This window comes from Sporosarcina ureae, from assembly GCF_029267015.1.
Lineage (GTDB): Bacteria > Bacillota > Bacilli > Bacillales_A > Planococcaceae > Sporosarcina > Sporosarcina ureae_D.
Genome location: NZ_JARIEA010000072.1, coordinates 19,149 through 34,679 on the forward strand (window position 1 = coordinate 19,149; position 15,531 = coordinate 34,679).

General features: G+C 41.3%; 15 protein-coding genes. 3 read left to right on the plus strand and 12 right to left on the minus strand.

Going from position 1 to position 15,531, the window contains the following annotated elements:
- Positions 1-96 precede the first annotated feature (96 nt).
- From Q7P97_RS12695 to Q7P97_RS12705, 3 genes are read right to left on the minus strand one after another with little or no spacing between them, the layout of a single operon-like run.
- Positions 97-822, minus strand: coding sequence for a LytR/AlgR family response regulator transcription factor (locus tag Q7P97_RS12695; protein WP_483315735.1), 726 nt, complete (start codon positions 820-822; stop codon positions 97-99).
- Positions 791-2,551: a sensor histidine kinase gene (locus Q7P97_RS12700; protein WP_303969543.1), complete on the minus strand. Its 1,761-nt coding sequence runs from the start codon at positions 2,549-2,551 to the stop codon at positions 791-793. Before Q7P97_RS12700 ends, Q7P97_RS12695 begins: the two co-directional genes overlap by 32 nt.
- Before the next feature lie 27 nt (positions 2,552-2,578).
- On the minus strand, positions 2,579-3,412 hold the full coding sequence (locus Q7P97_RS12705; RefSeq protein ID WP_303969544.1) for a squalene/phytoene synthase family protein: 834 nt from the start codon (positions 3,410-3,412) through the stop codon (positions 2,579-2,581).
- 291 nt (positions 3,413-3,703) lie between these two features.
- Between Q7P97_RS12705 and Q7P97_RS12710 the strand changes: the two genes are divergently transcribed.
- Positions 3,704-4,387: an MOSC domain-containing protein gene (locus Q7P97_RS12710; RefSeq protein WP_303969546.1), complete on the plus strand. Its 684-nt coding sequence runs from the start codon at positions 3,704-3,706 to the stop codon at positions 4,385-4,387.
- Between the two features lie 235 nt (positions 4,388-4,622).
- Here the strand turns inward: Q7P97_RS12710 and Q7P97_RS12715 are convergent, their stop codons facing one another.
- The 6 genes from Q7P97_RS12715 to Q7P97_RS12740 all read right to left on the minus strand — a co-directional run bounded on the left by Q7P97_RS12715 (position 4,623) and on the right by Q7P97_RS12740 (position 8,801).
- Positions 4,623-4,853, minus strand: a complete 231-nt coding sequence (locus tag Q7P97_RS12715) for a hypothetical protein (RefSeq protein ID WP_303969548.1) — start codon at positions 4,851-4,853, stop codon at positions 4,623-4,625.
- Positions 4,854-5,217: 364 nt separating this feature from the next.
- Positions 5,218-5,445: a helix-turn-helix domain-containing protein gene (locus tag Q7P97_RS12720; protein WP_303969551.1), complete on the minus strand. Its 228-nt coding sequence runs from the start codon at positions 5,443-5,445 to the stop codon at positions 5,218-5,220.
- Between the two features lie 399 nt (positions 5,446-5,844).
- Positions 5,845-6,369, minus strand: coding sequence for a YkvA family protein (locus Q7P97_RS12725; RefSeq protein WP_303969553.1), 525 nt, complete (start codon positions 6,367-6,369; stop codon positions 5,845-5,847).
- Between the two features lie 162 nt (positions 6,370-6,531).
- The gene (locus Q7P97_RS12730; RefSeq protein WP_303969555.1) at positions 6,532-7,257 is read right to left on the minus strand and encodes an amino acid ABC transporter ATP-binding protein; all 726 of its coding nucleotides are present in this window, start codon (positions 7,255-7,257) and stop codon (positions 6,532-6,534) included.
- A gap of 14 nt (positions 7,258-7,271) precedes the next feature.
- Positions 7,272-7,913, minus strand: coding sequence for an amino acid ABC transporter permease (locus Q7P97_RS12735; protein ID WP_303969611.1), 642 nt, complete (start codon positions 7,911-7,913; stop codon positions 7,272-7,274).
- Between the two features lie 63 nt (positions 7,914-7,976).
- Positions 7,977-8,801, minus strand: a complete 825-nt coding sequence (locus Q7P97_RS12740; protein WP_303969557.1) for a transporter substrate-binding domain-containing protein — start codon at positions 8,799-8,801, stop codon at positions 7,977-7,979.
- A gap of 1,159 nt (positions 8,802-9,960) precedes the next feature.
- On the opposite strand from Q7P97_RS12740, the gene adhP reads away from it, so the two are divergent.
- Positions 9,961-10,974: an alcohol dehydrogenase AdhP gene (gene adhP, locus Q7P97_RS12745; protein WP_303969613.1), complete on the plus strand. Its 1,014-nt coding sequence runs from the start codon at positions 9,961-9,963 to the stop codon at positions 10,972-10,974.
- A 247-nt stretch (positions 10,975-11,221) separates the two neighbouring features.
- Here adhP and bluB read toward each other — a convergent pair whose 3' ends face one another.
- Positions 11,222-11,884, minus strand: a complete 663-nt coding sequence (gene bluB, locus Q7P97_RS12750; protein WP_303969559.1) for a 5,6-dimethylbenzimidazole synthase — start codon at positions 11,882-11,884, stop codon at positions 11,222-11,224.
- 161 nt (positions 11,885-12,045) lie between these two features.
- Between bluB and Q7P97_RS12755 the strand changes: the two genes are divergently transcribed.
- Positions 12,046-12,885, plus strand: coding sequence for a pyridoxamine kinase (locus Q7P97_RS12755; RefSeq protein WP_303969561.1), 840 nt, complete (start codon positions 12,046-12,048; stop codon positions 12,883-12,885).
- Between the two features lie 66 nt (positions 12,886-12,951).
- On the opposite strand, the gene Q7P97_RS12760 is transcribed toward Q7P97_RS12755, so the two are convergent.
- Both Q7P97_RS12760 and Q7P97_RS12765 read right to left on the minus strand, forming a co-directional pair.
- Positions 12,952-14,415 (minus strand): MDR family MFS transporter, encoded by a 1,464-nt coding sequence (locus Q7P97_RS12760; protein WP_303969563.1) that lies wholly within the window; start codon positions 14,413-14,415, stop codon positions 12,952-12,954.
- A gap of 151 nt (positions 14,416-14,566) precedes the next feature.
- Positions 14,567-15,436 (minus strand): conserved phage C-terminal domain-containing protein, encoded by an 870-nt coding sequence (locus tag Q7P97_RS12765; RefSeq protein WP_303969565.1) that lies wholly within the window; start codon positions 15,434-15,436, stop codon positions 14,567-14,569.
- Between the last annotated feature and the right edge of the window lie 95 nt (positions 15,437-15,531).

A 15,531-nucleotide genomic window follows, 5' to 3' on the forward strand; every position in this document is an offset into this window, starting at 1 on the left:
TATAATAGAAAGGTGTCCAATTCATGACAAAATCTCGTAACATGTCAAAATCACGAAGTAAGATGCACTCCAGGAGATTAACACGTTACGAGATGATTATCCTTCTAGACGTTGACGTAATTCTTTCACATAATTGCGACTGACAGACAGCTTTTCTGCTCGTTGATCGATCTCCAGCTGATACGCGCCGTTGAACCAAGGCGTCAAACTGCTGACGTGCGCCAAGTTGACAATAATACTTTTATGGATACGAAAGAACGACGCAGGAATCAACCGTTGCTCCAATTCCTTTAATGTCATGCGCGTCTCGTAATCTTTCACCACCGTAACAATCTTCGTCCATTTATCATCACGGTGTACATACAGAATATCTTGCAGCGGAATATAGTGGATCTCGCCTTCCGTTTCAACAGGCAGCCGATCAATTCGTTTCGGTAGTGTAGCAATCGGCGGATGAAGCAATTCTTCCACACGTTCAATCGTCTGGCGCAACTGATCTTCATCATACGGTTTCAATAAATAGTCCGTCGCATGGATTCGAAACGCTTCCGCTGCGAACTGTGGATAGGCAGTAGCGAAGACGATCAACGGGACTTTTTTCAGTGCGCCAAGCGTCTTTGCTACTTCCATGCCATCGACTTTCGGCATTTCAATGTCGAGAAATACTACGTCTGGTTGCAGTTGCATCGCCTTGACGATGGCCGCCTCACCAGAATCCGCTTCCCCGACAATGTGTACCGACTGAAATTGTCCCAATAAATAAATCAACTCTTCACGTGCGTAGCGTTCATCATCTACGACCAATGCTCGGATTTCCGTCATGATCCTCCACCTCCACCTTCGGAATCTGGAAGGAAATCTTCGTTCCTTCATTCGGCGTACTCTGTATAGCAAGCGCTGAACGCTCATCAAACGACATAATGAGGCGCCGATTGACATTATACAGACCGAGACCTGTCCCTTTTTCAGACGTGACCTTCTCCTCGCCAAGCCGTGACAGTCGCTCGCCGTCGATCCCTTTTCCATTGTCTTCTACTATAATATGAATCGCGTCATCGATCTCATGTATAGAAATATGGACAATCGCATGTTCAGCAAGATCTTTAATACCATGCGTCATCGCGTTTTCCACAATCGGTTGCAACGTCAGTGGCGGAATCTTCACCTGCATGACGCGCGGATCGGTATCGATACAAACCTTCAATTTATCAATGAAACGCGCTTCTTCAATCATCAAATACGCTTCGACATGCGCCAATTCCTGCTGTAACGTCACCATCTTCGCGGTCGTTCCTTCAAGATTCTGACGTAAGAAGAACGACAATGACGACAGCAATTTACGCGCTTCATCGGGATTTGTCCGGATCAATGAAATGATAATATTTAACGAATTAAATAAGAAATGCGGACTGATCTGTGCTTGCAATGCTTGGATTTCCGCTTCTTTCGCAAGTTGATAGGCGTGATCCGCTTCAGCGATTTCGAGTTGATTGCTGAGTAATTCAGCGAGTCCCGCAATTAATTCGATTGTCACATCCGTAATTGCTTTACGCGAAGGATAGAATAATTTCAATGTCCCAATCGTCTCACCACGTGTTTTAAGTGGCGCAATGACAACCGCACCAAACGCGGGCACATTAGGATATTCATTCATGATCGAATCGGTCACGATGAGCTTGCCGTCTTGGATTACTTGCCGGGTAATGTCTGTCTGAATCGGTCCGTGCGCAATACTTCCTTTTGTTCCAATGAATGCGAGAATCTCTGTTTTATTCGTCAACGCGACAGCACCCGGCTTGAGTTCATCCATCAGAATGCCGCAGACGGCCGTTGCCGTGTCTTTGCGCATGCCTGTCCGTAAATATCCAAGCGTCTGATCTGCAATACGCAATGTTTTCTGCGCTTGCAATGCAGTCACTTTCTCCTGATCGCTTATCACGCTGTACGCAATGAGCATGAACAGCGCCGTCCCAAGACCGTTTGCGAGAATCATCGGTAAACCGATCGCCTGCACTAATGTGAGCGCTTTCTCGAGTGGTTGAGCAATAATGACAATGAGTAACATTTGCAACGCTTCCGCCGCTGCACCGATTCCGAATGCCATGAGTGGACTGATATGCTTGTTCTTCTTATAGAAGTATCCTGCGACTATTCCGGAAATAATCGTCGCCACACCACATGAGATCGCAGTAAAGCCGCCTAGCGACATTCGATGGATCCCGGCAATTAAACCGGCACCGATACCGAGTCGATAACCGCCAAGCAATCCCGCTACGACGACACCGATGACACGGGAGTTCGCAATTGCTTCATCAGAATGCAATTGCCATGACATATTCTCGAAACGAAGCGTCTGCATATCAAGTGCTACGCCAAAATAGGTGCCGAAAATCCCAAATAACCCAAAAAACAGAATGGCCGTCAGCTCTTGCCGACGATCCAAACCATCTTGATGAATCATATTTTGGAAAAATCGGAAACGAGTCAAAAGGAAAGCGACTGCCACAATCATTCCGACTCGTTCGATCATGATGATCAGTAAATCCAGCATCGCTTTCCCCCTTTCCCTACTATACGCTTACTTTTGTATCGCTTTATTGACGACCGAAACTACTTCGAGACGCGTCATCTTCTCGCGTCCTTCTTTTAGTGCATCCAGCGTACTATGCGCCAGAGCCAACGGAATATTACAGAAGTTTAAAATCGTCTTCGTATGAATGTCTTCAATATACGCGTCTGCTAGCGCCAAGTTTTCTTCAGCGTACGCAAACATCTCCGGCAACTTCCAGTCATTCGGGAAGAAATTGACGTCACGCACTGCGTCTTCTTTGTAGTTACGCAAAATATTGACGGACTGTAATCCACGACCAAAGCCAATTGCCAAGTCGCGATCCGTTTCTGTGCCGTCATACCAGCGCCAAATGTCGGCTAGCATTACGCCAACAAGTCCCGCCACATAGTACGTATAATCATCGAGGTCTTCACGTGTATGAATGACCCAGTCTTTCCCAGCCCATTCCGCCATGCCACGACCCATGATCGCAGTCGATTCCAAAACTTTATTACGCGCTGTTGCCGGGCAGAACTCCACCCAATCAGCTAGGCGCAACGTCACTTCCGGCAACTGCTCGCGGTATGGTGCAAATAACGTATCGAGTGCAGTGGCCATTGATTCCCCTGTCGCGATCGTGCGGTCGAGTATGTCACTTACTTTGTTCAGCAAGTCGATCACGATCGTCACGTCAAGCTGTTCATGATCTTCGATTTCATCGATTGCCCGCATGCATAAGTATGCGGACGCTACCGCTTCACGAACGTTCGGTTCAAGAAGTTTGATCGGTATGTAGAATGTACGGCTTGTCTCTTTAAGGACTTTCATAGCTTCTTTTTGTAGTTTAGCTTCGGTTTTCATGTAAGGTTCCCTCCATCAATCTTTGCACAGGTAGTGAATATATAGAATGGGTTTATTATAGCATTGATTGGGTTGGGGGTGCGACTTGTAAGGTAGGTGGAGGCGGGAAAGTTGGCTTGTTATGGGACCGATCCGCTTAAGAATAAGGTAAAGGGAAATCTAGTCGCACTGGATCGCTTACGTTAATGGATTTTGACTAATTGAAAGAACATTTTCATATAAGAAGACGTTTACCAAGAATTGATAGTAGTGATACACTTACACTAAATAGATACATAGGAGGTAGATTCTATGGAAACAATTAAGGTTCTTTCATTAAATGTAGGGAAACCAAAAGAAACGGACTTTGGGAAGAAGAGTGTTTTGACTGGCTTTTTCAAGGAACCGTTACATGAGGCAGTATTTTTATCTTCTGTTCATTTTTTAGGAGATGGTCAAGGAGATCTTGTTCATCATGGTGGTGTGCATAAGGCGGTTTGTGTGTATCCGTTTGCGCATTATAGCTACTGGGAACGTACGCTAGATCGGCCGCTTTCGTATGGTGCGTTCGGTGAAAATTTGACGATTTTGGGTATGACGGAAGAGAACGTTTGTATCGGGGACTCGTTTCAGCTTGGTGAAGCGATTGTGCAAGTGAGTCAGCCGCGCCAGCCATGTTTTAAGTTAGGGCTTGTGTATGACCGAAAAGACATGCCATTGCTTGTGCAAGATACAGGGTATACGGGATTTTATTTCCGCGTGCTGCAAGAAGGAATGGTTTCTCCCGAAGATAAATTAGTTCCGTTAACACGCCAGGCGCAGGCTATTACGGTGGCGGAAGCGAATCGTCTGATGCATCATGATAAACAGGACTTGGCAGGTGTTCGTCGATTGCTAGAAGTTGAAGAATTGTCTCCGAGCTGGCGCAAGACGTTTGAAAAGCGTATGGCGGGTCAGGAAGTCGATAGTAGTGAGCGGATTTCTGGGAAAGAGTAGTGTCTGTGGTAGTTATGATATTGTGGCGCCGATGATGTTCAAAGTATTCTATAAAACTAATAAAAGGCATTCCTTCACTCGACTCCAAGCAAAGGAATACCTTTTATTTAGATACATCTTCTCTAGTATAAGCATTGAAGTCTCAAGTCAGTAAATTCGCAAACTTTAGTTGGTTTGATAGTCTAAGAAATGAGTAGATTCCGAATCATATTATTCAATTCAACGAACAACCTATTCATAGGGAATAGTAAATATCGTCTTCACTTTCATAGCGAACAGGTATCGAATATCCTTGATCTGATTTAAATTGCAGTGCCTGTTTATCTAAGCGACCTGTTAGCACAGAAAATGAATGGTGTGGCTGTTGTTCAGGCAGAAGAGAATAATGGATAATGTCATGAATTAGGGAAGACATATCTTCAAATGAAGTAAATACATAATATTCATTCACCATATAAGCCGGCATATCGACCATCTCCTTTGTATTTAGCTAAGAGGCTTGTCGGACTGGATAAAAATTCGCTACTAATTTTTCAGCAAATATACAATTACCCACCATTTATACATGGCCGGCAACAGATAGTTCTGAATAGTAAAACTACTATACAGTAAGTATACGATAGATTGAGATGAAACACTATTGACAAATGTTAATTTTTACAAAGATGAGTCTAACGATTATTTTTGTAAACTATGTCGCATGTATAAAAGAGTTTGTGAAAACCGTTTTTTTATTATAGATTATTTTAATCGATCCTAGGGGAGAGTTCTCCATCATGTTTCGGGTTTACACTGTTCGGAGATTTTTTATCTTAAAAGGAAGGAAATACTCAATCGACTTTTTCATCGGGTGCATAGCCCGCTAATTTCATTAACATATTTGCATCGGTTTTTAGTTCTTCTGATAATGTATAAACCGCTTCACGTGTAGGTTTATACCTTCCCTTTTCTAGAGAATCGATGAATGAATAACTAAGGTTGGCCCGTTCTGCTAAATACCGTAAAGACATCTGTCCTTGTGTGCGTAATTTTCGTAGGCAATTTCCGAATTCGTTCAAATTTATCCCCCGCCTTATCTATTTAATGTATAAGTAAAGTACACATATCGGTTACAAAATATAAAAGTTTAGGTAAAAAGACTAAAAATACTTTTTTGTAAAATCCCCAAGAACATTATCGTTAAATAACGTTGGTGAAACACTGTAAAATAACTATAAAAAGTACGAAATTTGATTCTATTAACCTATATAATAAATATACTTCTTTTCTACTCGCAATACTATACTCCATATCCCTAATTTCATACTTTTTCTAATACATATTTGTGTCTACTAAGTAAAAATGTAAACTCTCCAGCGCATTTTAAGAATTGACGTCATAAAAAAGACGTCTACTCCTTGATCCTATAATGGATCAAGAGTATCCGTCTTACTAGATTATCCGCAATAACTGTTTTGTTACTTAGCTTTTTCTCTGTTTACTATCTTTTTCCACATTCCCTCAGACTCTTCTTTTTTCTGATCTTTACTAACTCTTTTACGTTCGACCTTCATTTCCTTCTTGTTTTCCCTGTCATGTTTATTCTTTTCCATTTCATCATCCAATGAATCTGTGTCTTTCACAGCATTTTCACCAAACCAGTCAATCACTTTGTTTTTTGCTAACTGCTTCGTATCCGCATCGATATACGCAGCTACAACGAGCAAAGCCCCAACGACGATACTTAAATCATCAGAATATCCGACAATCGGTGTTATATCCGGTATCAAATCGAACGGCAGTATAAAATATCCAAGAGCCCCTAGAATAATGGACTTTACTTTCTTCGGGACGGTTGGCTTTTTAAAAGTGTAATATAGTAAAAGAGTACCGTATGTTAATTTCACTCCAGCTTGTTTGCCAAATCTAAGGATTTTATTCCAAAACTTTTCTTCTGAAAAAATGCTTGGAGTAGTCTTCGTTATGATTCTCCACCCTATCACCTATTTTCCTTTTATCTACTTGCATCTATCCCTTATATACCCGCTGACCATTTTAATAATCAATCTATTTTGTCTAATGAGGTATTTTTTCTAGTGTCGTATTGTCCAAATAAATAAAAGGTAGCAACCTCCTGAATTGTTCCAGGAGATCGTTACCTTTTGTTATACGTCCACCATTTCTAAAAATTGCAACGTACGTTCATTTGTGGAGTGGTTGAAGAATGTATCTGGATCCGCGTCTTCAATGATAACTCCTGAGTCTAGCATAATCACTCGATCTGCTACATTTTTAGCAAATTTCATTTCATGCGTCACGACGACCATCGTCATCCCTTCCTCTGCTAAGGTCTGCATGACTTGCAACACTTCTCCAACAAGTTCAGGATCGAGTGCAGAAGTTGGTTCATCGAATAATAGCACTTTCGGTTCCATAGCAAGCGCCCGAGCGATCGCCACTCGCTGTTTTTGTCCACCCGATAATTTATTCGGATAAACGTCTGCTTTATCGGACAAACCTACCTTTTTCAAGATCTCGAGTGCCATTTTCTTCACTTTTGCTTTGTCCATTTTCTTAACCATCAAAGGCGCTTCCATTACATTTTCTAATACGGTTTTGTGAGGGAATAAGTTAAAGTGTTGAAACACCATACCGACCTCTGCACGTACCTTCGCTAAATTATCTTTTTTCTGATTGATACTTTTCCCATCAATTGTAATTACGCCTTCATTTGTCAGTTCTAAGAAGTTTAAGCACCGTAAGAATGTACTCTTTCCTGAACCACTGACGCCTATGAGAACGACTACTTCACCGCGATGTACTTCCATATCAATACCTTTTAATACTTTTAAATCTCCGAATGACTTATGGATATTTTCTGCTTTAATCATCGTATCCGCCTCCATTATTTATCTACATCCAATTTGTTCTCATACCATTTTAATAGAGCGCTGAAAATAAGAACGAGAATGAGATAATAAAGACCTACAACGAGAAACGTTTCGAATTGCTTGAAGTTCGAAGCAGCCACTCGGTTCGCTACACCAAACATTTCAGATACTCCGATGACATACACTAAAGACGAATCTTTTAATGTAATGATGAATTGGTTTCCAAGCGGTGGAATCGCACGTCGTAAAGCTTGTGGAAAGACAATTCGTCTCATCGTCAATGAACTGTTCATACCGAGTGCTAGACTTGCTTCCCGCTGACCTTTGTCAATTCCTTGAATAGATCCACGGAAAATCTCTGCAATATACGCACCGTTGTGGACGCCTAAAGCAATGGCTCCTGCCCAAAAGTTATCTAATACAATAACTGAAGTAATACCGAAGTATAAAAACATAATCTGCACAATAAGTGGGGTTCCACGAATTAGCGTAATGTATATATTTGCGATTGTTTGCAGTATTTTCGAATTTGAAATCTTCATGAGTGCAAAAAAGACACCTAAGACGGTTCCAATGACAATCGCAATCGCTGTGATCTCAATCGTTAATAGACCTGCTTCTAAAAATCCTTTATACGTACTTTTGAATACATCCATAAATGTAATTAAAAACTCAGGCACCGGCTCACCAACTCTCTAGAAAATAGATAAGGATTGTATTTATTCCAATAGCTCGACACCTTCTAGATCGATATCTAGTAGATTGCGTCCAAACCATTTTTCGGAAATTTCCGCATATGTTCCGTCGTCAATCATTTCTTTTAATGCTTCATCCAGTGCTTTTGTTAATTCTGGATTTTCTTTATTTACCGCAATAGAAGGTTGTTCTACCCACATCGGCTTGTCGACTTCTTTGATTTCAAATCCATTTTCGATCGCTTCAAAACCAACAATATCTGCAGTAATGACTGCGTCTATGCGACCTTTAACCGTTAAGTCTTTTAGTGCGACTACATCACTTGTGTAATACTGTAAATCATCCGATAATTCTTTGGCACTCTCTTCATATGTCGATTGTGCAATGACACCAATCTTCTTTCCTTTCAAGTCTTCTGGAGATGTAATGTCGTCATTATCTTTTGCTACGAAAATCATTCCACCTGAATAATAGTAAGGCTCCGTGAAGTCTGCTTGCTCTGCGCGTTCTTTTGTATAAGCCATTGAACCGATAATTGCATCAAACTTGTTACCAACTAGACCTTGTAAAATAGTTTCAAAAGGATTTGTTACGGGATTTGCTTCAAGCCCCATTTTCTCAGCAAGTGCGTTTCCAATTTCTATATCAAAGCCTGTAAGTTCTCCGTCTTCTTCATAACTAAACGGTTTATACACACCACTCGCGGCAAATGTGAATTTACCTTCATTCACTAATTTGTAAGCGGTATCATCTGTGCTCTCAGTTGACTTCTCTTCATCACTTCCGCACGCCGCAAGTACTAGTACAGATACAGCTAGTAATAACATCATCATGGTAAATTTCTTCATTCTCTCCATCTCCCCTTTTAAGTTAGCTAACTAGCTAATTTTTCATGCCTTTTAATAGTACCCTATTCTCATTGAAGAAAACCAATAATTCTAATAAAAGTTAATATTTTATTAATAGGTAAATCTTATTAAACCAGTGGTCTATCCGCTGTAATTGAAAGCGCTTACAATTAGTATAGCATACAGTTATACAATTCTTCTTTTATTATAGCCTCCATAGTTTTTCGTACCTACTGAACTTAAAACAAAATCCTAATAGGTTCGAAAACTTTCGATCTCCTACTACCTTTCCCTCGCTTTCTTTTAAGTAAGTTATCATCTATTAAAACATAAAACATCAGAAAAGTGAACGATTAATTTTATTTTTATATAATCTCTTCTAGCTTTATAATGAAGGTAATTGTTCATTCGATGCGGAATTTCTTGTGTTTCCGAAGAATAGTATGAAAAATTAACATAAACAATAATACTTTATATTTACTATTAAAATAATAACCTGAATTTGCTGGTATGGTGATATACGATTGAAGTTTTACATGACCTGACTTCATGCCACTCCCCACGCAGTCCTTTGACGTCCGCTTCCGCATTCTGAAAGAAGGATTGAAATGCTATATTCCCTAATCTTGCTGACTTATTAGTGTCAGATCTTCCCGCCAACTTTCTGAACAACTAGCATTCATCTGATTCATCCTCCTAAACTTTCAGCATTCCCTTCGTACAAGTAAACATACTTACATTCATTGGCATGCCCATACATGAGCACGACATAAATAATTATAATTTGAGCTTTTCATTTAAAATTGCACAGCAAAACAGAATTAACTAGCATTTTGTCGTTTTATGTATAAATTGGATAATGGTTTACATTTATTCGGTAGCTTGCTATACTCAAAGAGTCTTATCGTGAAAGGTTGTTCACACTGTTTCAGCCAAGCTGAAAAACGTCCTGATTGTAAGGGTGTCTCGCGTCAAACCATTTTACTATTTCATTTGACGTACATCATGATGAATTTTCATACAATCCCCTATAGTAGCGCGCTTTCATCATTGGCATGCTCTGGCACTATGTAAAATTTTACACAAGAAAAGGGAGGAATCATTCATGAAATCAGCTATCGAAGGCAAAAACGCACAAGGAATCGCACTACAAACGTCCATGAAAGCAGCAATCGTTAAGGAATTCCAAACAGAGCTACAAATCGAGGAGACGCTAAAACCAACACCAGGTGTAGGCCAAGCGCTCGTTAAATTAGAGGCTTGTGGTGTCTGTCACACGGATTTACATGCGATTAATGGGGATTGGCCTGTCAAACCAAAACTTCCGTTGATTCCTGGCCATGAAGGTGTCGGTATTGTAGAAGCGATCGGACCTAACGTGACATCCGTAAAAGTTGGAGATCGTGTCGGGATTCCTTGGCTTTACTCCGCATGCGGTGAATGTGAGTATTGTTTAGCAGGCAAAGAGACTCTTTGTCACGATCAAGAAAACGGTGGCTATTCAGTCGATGGTGGCTATGCAGAATATTGCCTCGCAGCGGCGGATTATGTAGCGAAAATTCCTGAAAATTTAAGTTCCGTTGATGCAGCACCGATTCTTTGTGCGGGTGTGACGACGTATAAAGCGTTGAAAGTATCAGGAGCGAAGCCTGGAGACTGGGTAGCTATTTACGGTATCGGTGGTCTAGGTCATGTTGCATTGCAATATGCAAAGGCTATGGGCTTCAATGTAGTTGCGGTGGATATTGCGGATGAAAAGTTGGAGCTTGCGAAGAAACTAGGCGCCGATATGACAGTGAACGGTAAAAATGAAGATCCTGCCGAAGCGATTCAACAGCAAATCGGTGGCGTACAAGCAGCTATTAGCGTAGCTGTTTCAAAGGTACCGTTTGAGCAAGCATACCGTTCTATTAAGCGCGGAGGCACGCTCGTCGCAGTTGGTCTTCCACATGACGAACTACCAATCCCTATTTTCAATACCGTTTTGAACGCGATCACAGTAAAAGGATCGATCGTTGGGACACGTCTCGATATGAAAGAAGCGCTAGATTTCGCTGCTCGCGGTAAAGTAAAAGCGCAAATCGAAACAGCTCCTCTTTCCGAAGTGAATACAGTGTTGGATAAAATGGAAAAAGGCCAAATTAACGGACGCATTGTGTTGACGTTTGATTGATCTTGCGTGTAGTTGCTGTGTAGTAGAGTAGATTCCTTTCGAAAATATAGTTTCATATAAAAAGCGTATCTTCTAGGTGAAAGAACTGCCTAGTTGATACGCTTTTATTATTTTGATTTTTAACATCCAGCGTATACGTATAGGTGAGAATTTCCCTGGAAATACATCTACAGAATGTTCATCTAGTACGATAGGTCGTTTATGATCTTGTATACGTTCCGCGTTGTTTAACGACTGTACAACTGCTTCAATTTCCATTAGTAGAATCTTTTTTGCTACCCCAACCATCTTCGAAAATCAACGCTTCGAGTTCCCTTCTCTTTTCCCAATTCGCAGACTCCAATATAGGCTTCTCCGGATAGTTTTCCGTGTAACCAATCGACAGTAATGCGATGGGATCAATATGAGGAGGAATGTTTAAAATATCGCGTACATCATTTTTCTTATAAAAACTTACCCAACCTAATGCTAATCCTTCCGCAGTAGCGGCTAACCACATATTTTGGATAGCACACGCAGTAGATAGCGCATCTGTCTCTGGAATAGAATTACGCCCGAGTACATGTGATCCGCCACGCGTAGGATCGCATGTCACGCAAATAGTGATTGGCGCTTCTTTCAACCCTTGCACTTTTAACCCTAAAAACTTCGTCTGTTTTTCGTCTTCATAATGGATCGCAAGCGCTTGCCGTTCTTTATTTGCAGCCCACGCCAATTTCTCTTTCACTTCATCAGACGACACGATTATGAAATTCCATGGTTGCATGAAACCAACAGACGGTGCGTGATGAGCAGCGTTTAATATTCTATGTACGATGTCTTCCGGTATGGCGTCAGGTAAAAAAGTTCGGACATCTCTTCTTGTGTAAATCGCTTTGTAGACTGCTTCTTTTTCAGGTTGTGAAAACATGTGTTTCTCCTCCTAGTGTGTGTAATAGTGTATGTTGATTGTAGCAGATATTATGACTGCTCTAACTAGATTCACTTTTCTACTACCGTGAATCTGCAAGTATACTACAGGATTTTTATGCTATGATACGTATAATACAAAGCTAGTTACGGAGGATTTCCATGAAAAAAGTTGCTGTTATTCAAGACCTGTCATCATTCGGAAAATGTTCACTGACTGCCGCCATTCCGGTGCTTTCGGTGATGGGCGTTCAAGCTTGTCCGTTACCTACTGCGGTTTTATCGTCACAAACGGAATATCCGAGTTATTTCTGTGCAGACTTAACGCGTATAATCCCCGCTTTTACAAATGAGTGGAAAAAGCTTGAGGTTTCTTTTGACGGCATTCAAACGGGCTATATTACAGGTAAAGAAGAAATTCACCATATTTTAGATTTCCTTGAACATTTTCATACGAGCGAAACACTTTTACTCGTGGATCCTGTGCTTGGGGATAAAGGCAAAGCGTACGATAACTTTGACGACGAACTTCTCAAGCAGATGAAAGTTCTTGTGGCGCAAGCAGATATTATTACGCCGAACATTACGGAATGCTGTTTGTTAACGGGGTATGATTATGACACACTACATAGTTGCACTGGTGAAGTTGATTTCTTGAATATTGTAGAGGAAGCAGGTAAGCAGTTGCAAAACGCTACGGGCGCCGAGATTATTATTACAGGTGTCCATCCACCAAGTAAAGATCATTCTGTTGGGAATCTATATATTAGCGAAAATGAAACGTATTATAGTTCTGTCCCTTACAACGGCAAAAGTTATTCAGGTACTGGGGATTTATTCGCTTCTGTACTGATGGGTGGACGTATGCGAGGTATGAGAACGGAACAAGCGATTCGACTGGCAGAAGAATTCCTCGTAGCTGCGATAGAAGATACTGCTTTACAAGATACGCCAATGGTGGCGGGAGTGAATTTTGAGACATATTTACGGATGTTGTTATGAAAAGCAGATCATGAAAACGATATATAAAAATCCTCAATTCGATTTCACGGATTGAGGATTTTTCTGTTACTTATTTTCGTCTACATAATCTTCAGGTGTTGCACGATAGACGATGAATGACAGCACGACCGCCACAAGCGACATAGCAAACGCGATGAAGTATACGAGCTCTACTCCAGCAACGAGTGCGAGATCTGCTGTTAACGCATCTGAAGGCGTCTGAGACTTCTCTAGGAAGTGCAGTTGCCTCGCATTCATAATACTGATGAACACGGACACGCCGATTGCGCCAGCGACAGGTTGCAGTGTCGACATCACGGCCGTACCGTGCGGATATAATTTCTTAGGCAGTTGATTTAATCCGTTCGTCTCTGCAGGCATCATAATGGCAGAGACCGCAAGCATTAGTAAAATATAACTGACGACGACAACCCAAATCGGAGTATCGAGCGTTAACCGGCTCATCATGAACATCGTTGCACTCAACACGATCGTAGCAGGGATCATCAGTACACGAGGTCCGAACTTATCAAATAGCGAGCCCATGAATGGTGACATGATGCCGTTTAGTATACTGCCTGGCAGTAAAATCAGACCGGCTGTGGCAGCAGTTAATGCGAGAGGACCTTGCATGTAGATAGGCAAGATAATTTCCGATGCGAACATCGCCATAATGATAATGAGAAACAGAATGACGGCGTGTGTGAACATCGGGTAACGGAACACACGCATATTCATGATTGGTTCTTCTAGCTTCAACTGACGCAGCACGAACAGTACGATCCCGATCACTCCGATACTGATAAACAGTAAGACGAGCGGATCTGCAAAACCGTCTGCGCTGTTACCGACGGAGCTAAATCCATAGACGAGTGAACCAAAGCCAATCGATGAGTAGACCAATGAAAGGTAATCGATTTTAGGCTTTGTGACTTCGGTGACGTTGATCAAGTATTTAAAACCGAAGGCAATCGAGAATAGCGCGAATGGAATGACCAACAGGAATAAATAACGCCATCCTAAGTATTCCACGATGACGCCTGATAACGTCGGACCGATTGCAGGTGCAAACATGATGACGAGTCCGATGAGTCCCATAATTTTTCCGCGTTTATGTGGCGGATAAATGAGTAGGAATACATTGAAGATGATCGGCATGAGCAAGCCTGTTCCGACGGCTTGAATCAATCGTCCCGTTAAAAGAATCGCGAACGTCGGCGCACTCGCTGCTACGATCGTTCCGATAGTGAAGACGGTCATGGTACCAAGGAATAGCTGGCGAGTTGTGAACCATTGGATCAGTAATGCTGAGATGGGAATGACTACTGCCATGACAAGCATGAAGCCTGTCGCCATCCATTGCACAGTAGGTAATGTAATCGAAAATTGATCCATTAACGTAATAAGTGCGATGTTCAATAATGTTTCGTTTAGAATAGCGAAGAATGCGCCGATGATCAGTGCAAGCATAATGGGTAGCACTTTGATAGTCGGATTATCCGCTAAGTATTCGTATTTCTGTTCGTCCATCTGAAAACCTCTTTCGTTGATCACGTGAATTCGGCAATATAGGTACCGTTCATTTACACTTATCATGCTTTTTTATAGGCTATGTGTCAATCTTTCGGGTCCTAAAAGAACAATTTTTCAAAAAATTTATTTTCTCGTTCACATACGCTAGTTAGCCTAGATTCTCACCTTGGCTAAAATCCAATACAGGTGAGTGATACACTTGCCTTTGCACGACTTGTGTAGGAATTACGGGTTGTTCATTCAAATAGTTTTCAAAGTTCGTCGGGTTGAATAACGTGGAAGGACGTAAATACGCATGATATTTTGGATCGTTATTCCACTGCGAAACTTTGAGATCAATGACTTGTATGAAATCTTGTTGTGTATAGCCTTCTTTCACTCTTGCGTTAATAAATTTCTTAGTCGCTGCAGATGTTGCTTTAAATTGCTTACCGGTTTTCTCGTTCAAATATGCAATGACGAAATGCGTAACGTCGAGAGGCTTCTCGACAAGCTCTTTATTCTTTATTTCTTTAGGTTCTTTAAGTTCTTTGGTTATAGGCCGTCTCACATTGGTACAGTCCCTCGTTTCATGTTGGTATGACACAGCATTTCGAAGTGAAACGTCCGTTGTATCAGATTGAAACGTCGCATGCTCTACTTCCAGTTCGCTTTTTTCTAGTACCGTTTCTTCTCCCGACGTATCATCTTGACTAGACAAAACCGGTAGTTTAGTATAATCAATCCGATACCATTTCGTTTTATCGATTTTCATTTTGTTATATTGTGAAGTCGAAATGAGGTATCCTTGCTTTTCCAAATTATAGATCGTGCGTTTGATCGTCATACATGACAAGAATGAAAATTCCTCCTGCCATTGATCAACCGTTTTATACACCCACCTATATTCGTCGCGCACATTTTTTGAAATAAGTGAGCGGAAATGCAGTTGCTGCAGAAATAACGCCTCATTCACCCCGACTAAATGGACAAGAGACGGTAGTAATTGTAATGGCTGTTCATTGATTAATAACTTCATACTGAATTCCTCCTAAAAAGTATGTAAGTGATAGCAATTCACCACTTCACTTACTATATAGAAGGCTTTTTGCATAAGGATACTCCTATTCAAAC

Coding starts and splice junctions, on each gene's coding strand:
- Q7P97_RS12705 (WP_303969544.1), bottom strand. CDS start 3,412: ATGAAAACCGAAGCTAAACTACAAAAAGAAGCTATGAAAGTCCTTAAA.
- Q7P97_RS12755 (WP_303969561.1), top strand. CDS start 12,046: ATGAAAAAAGTTGCTGTTATTCAAGACCTGTCATCATTCGGAAAATGT.
- Q7P97_RS12760 (WP_303969563.1), bottom strand. CDS start 14,415: ATGGACGAACAGAAATACGAATACTTAGCGGATAATCCGACTATCAAA.
- adhP (WP_303969613.1), top strand. CDS start 9,961: ATGAAAGCAGCAATCGTTAAGGAATTCCAAACAGAGCTACAAATCGAG.
- Q7P97_RS12715 (WP_303969548.1), bottom strand. CDS start 4,853: ATGCCGGCTTATATGGTGAATGAATATTATGTATTTACTTCATTTGAA.
- Q7P97_RS12700 (WP_303969543.1), bottom strand. CDS start 2,551: ATGCTGGATTTACTGATCATCATGATCGAACGAGTCGGAATGATTGTG.
- Q7P97_RS12710 (WP_303969546.1), top strand. CDS start 3,704: ATGGAAACAATTAAGGTTCTTTCATTAAATGTAGGGAAACCAAAAGAA.
- Q7P97_RS12740 (WP_303969557.1), bottom strand. CDS start 8,801: ATGAAGAAATTTACCATGATGATGTTATTACTAGCTGTATCTGTACTA.
- bluB (WP_303969559.1), bottom strand. CDS start 11,884: ATGTTTTCACAACCTGAAAAAGAAGCAGTCTACAAAGCGATTTACACA.
- Q7P97_RS12765 (WP_303969565.1), bottom strand. CDS start 15,436: ATGAAGTTATTAATCAATGAACAGCCATTACAATTACTACCGTCTCTT.
- Q7P97_RS12730 (WP_303969555.1), bottom strand. CDS start 7,257: ATGATTAAAGCAGAAAATATCCATAAGTCATTCGGAGATTTAAAAGTA.
- Q7P97_RS12735 (WP_303969611.1), bottom strand. CDS start 7,913: ATGGATGTATTCAAAAGTACGTATAAAGGATTTTTAGAAGCAGGTCTA.
- Q7P97_RS12695 (WP_483315735.1), bottom strand. CDS start 822: ATGACGGAAATCCGAGCATTGGTCGTAGATGATGAACGCTACGCACGT.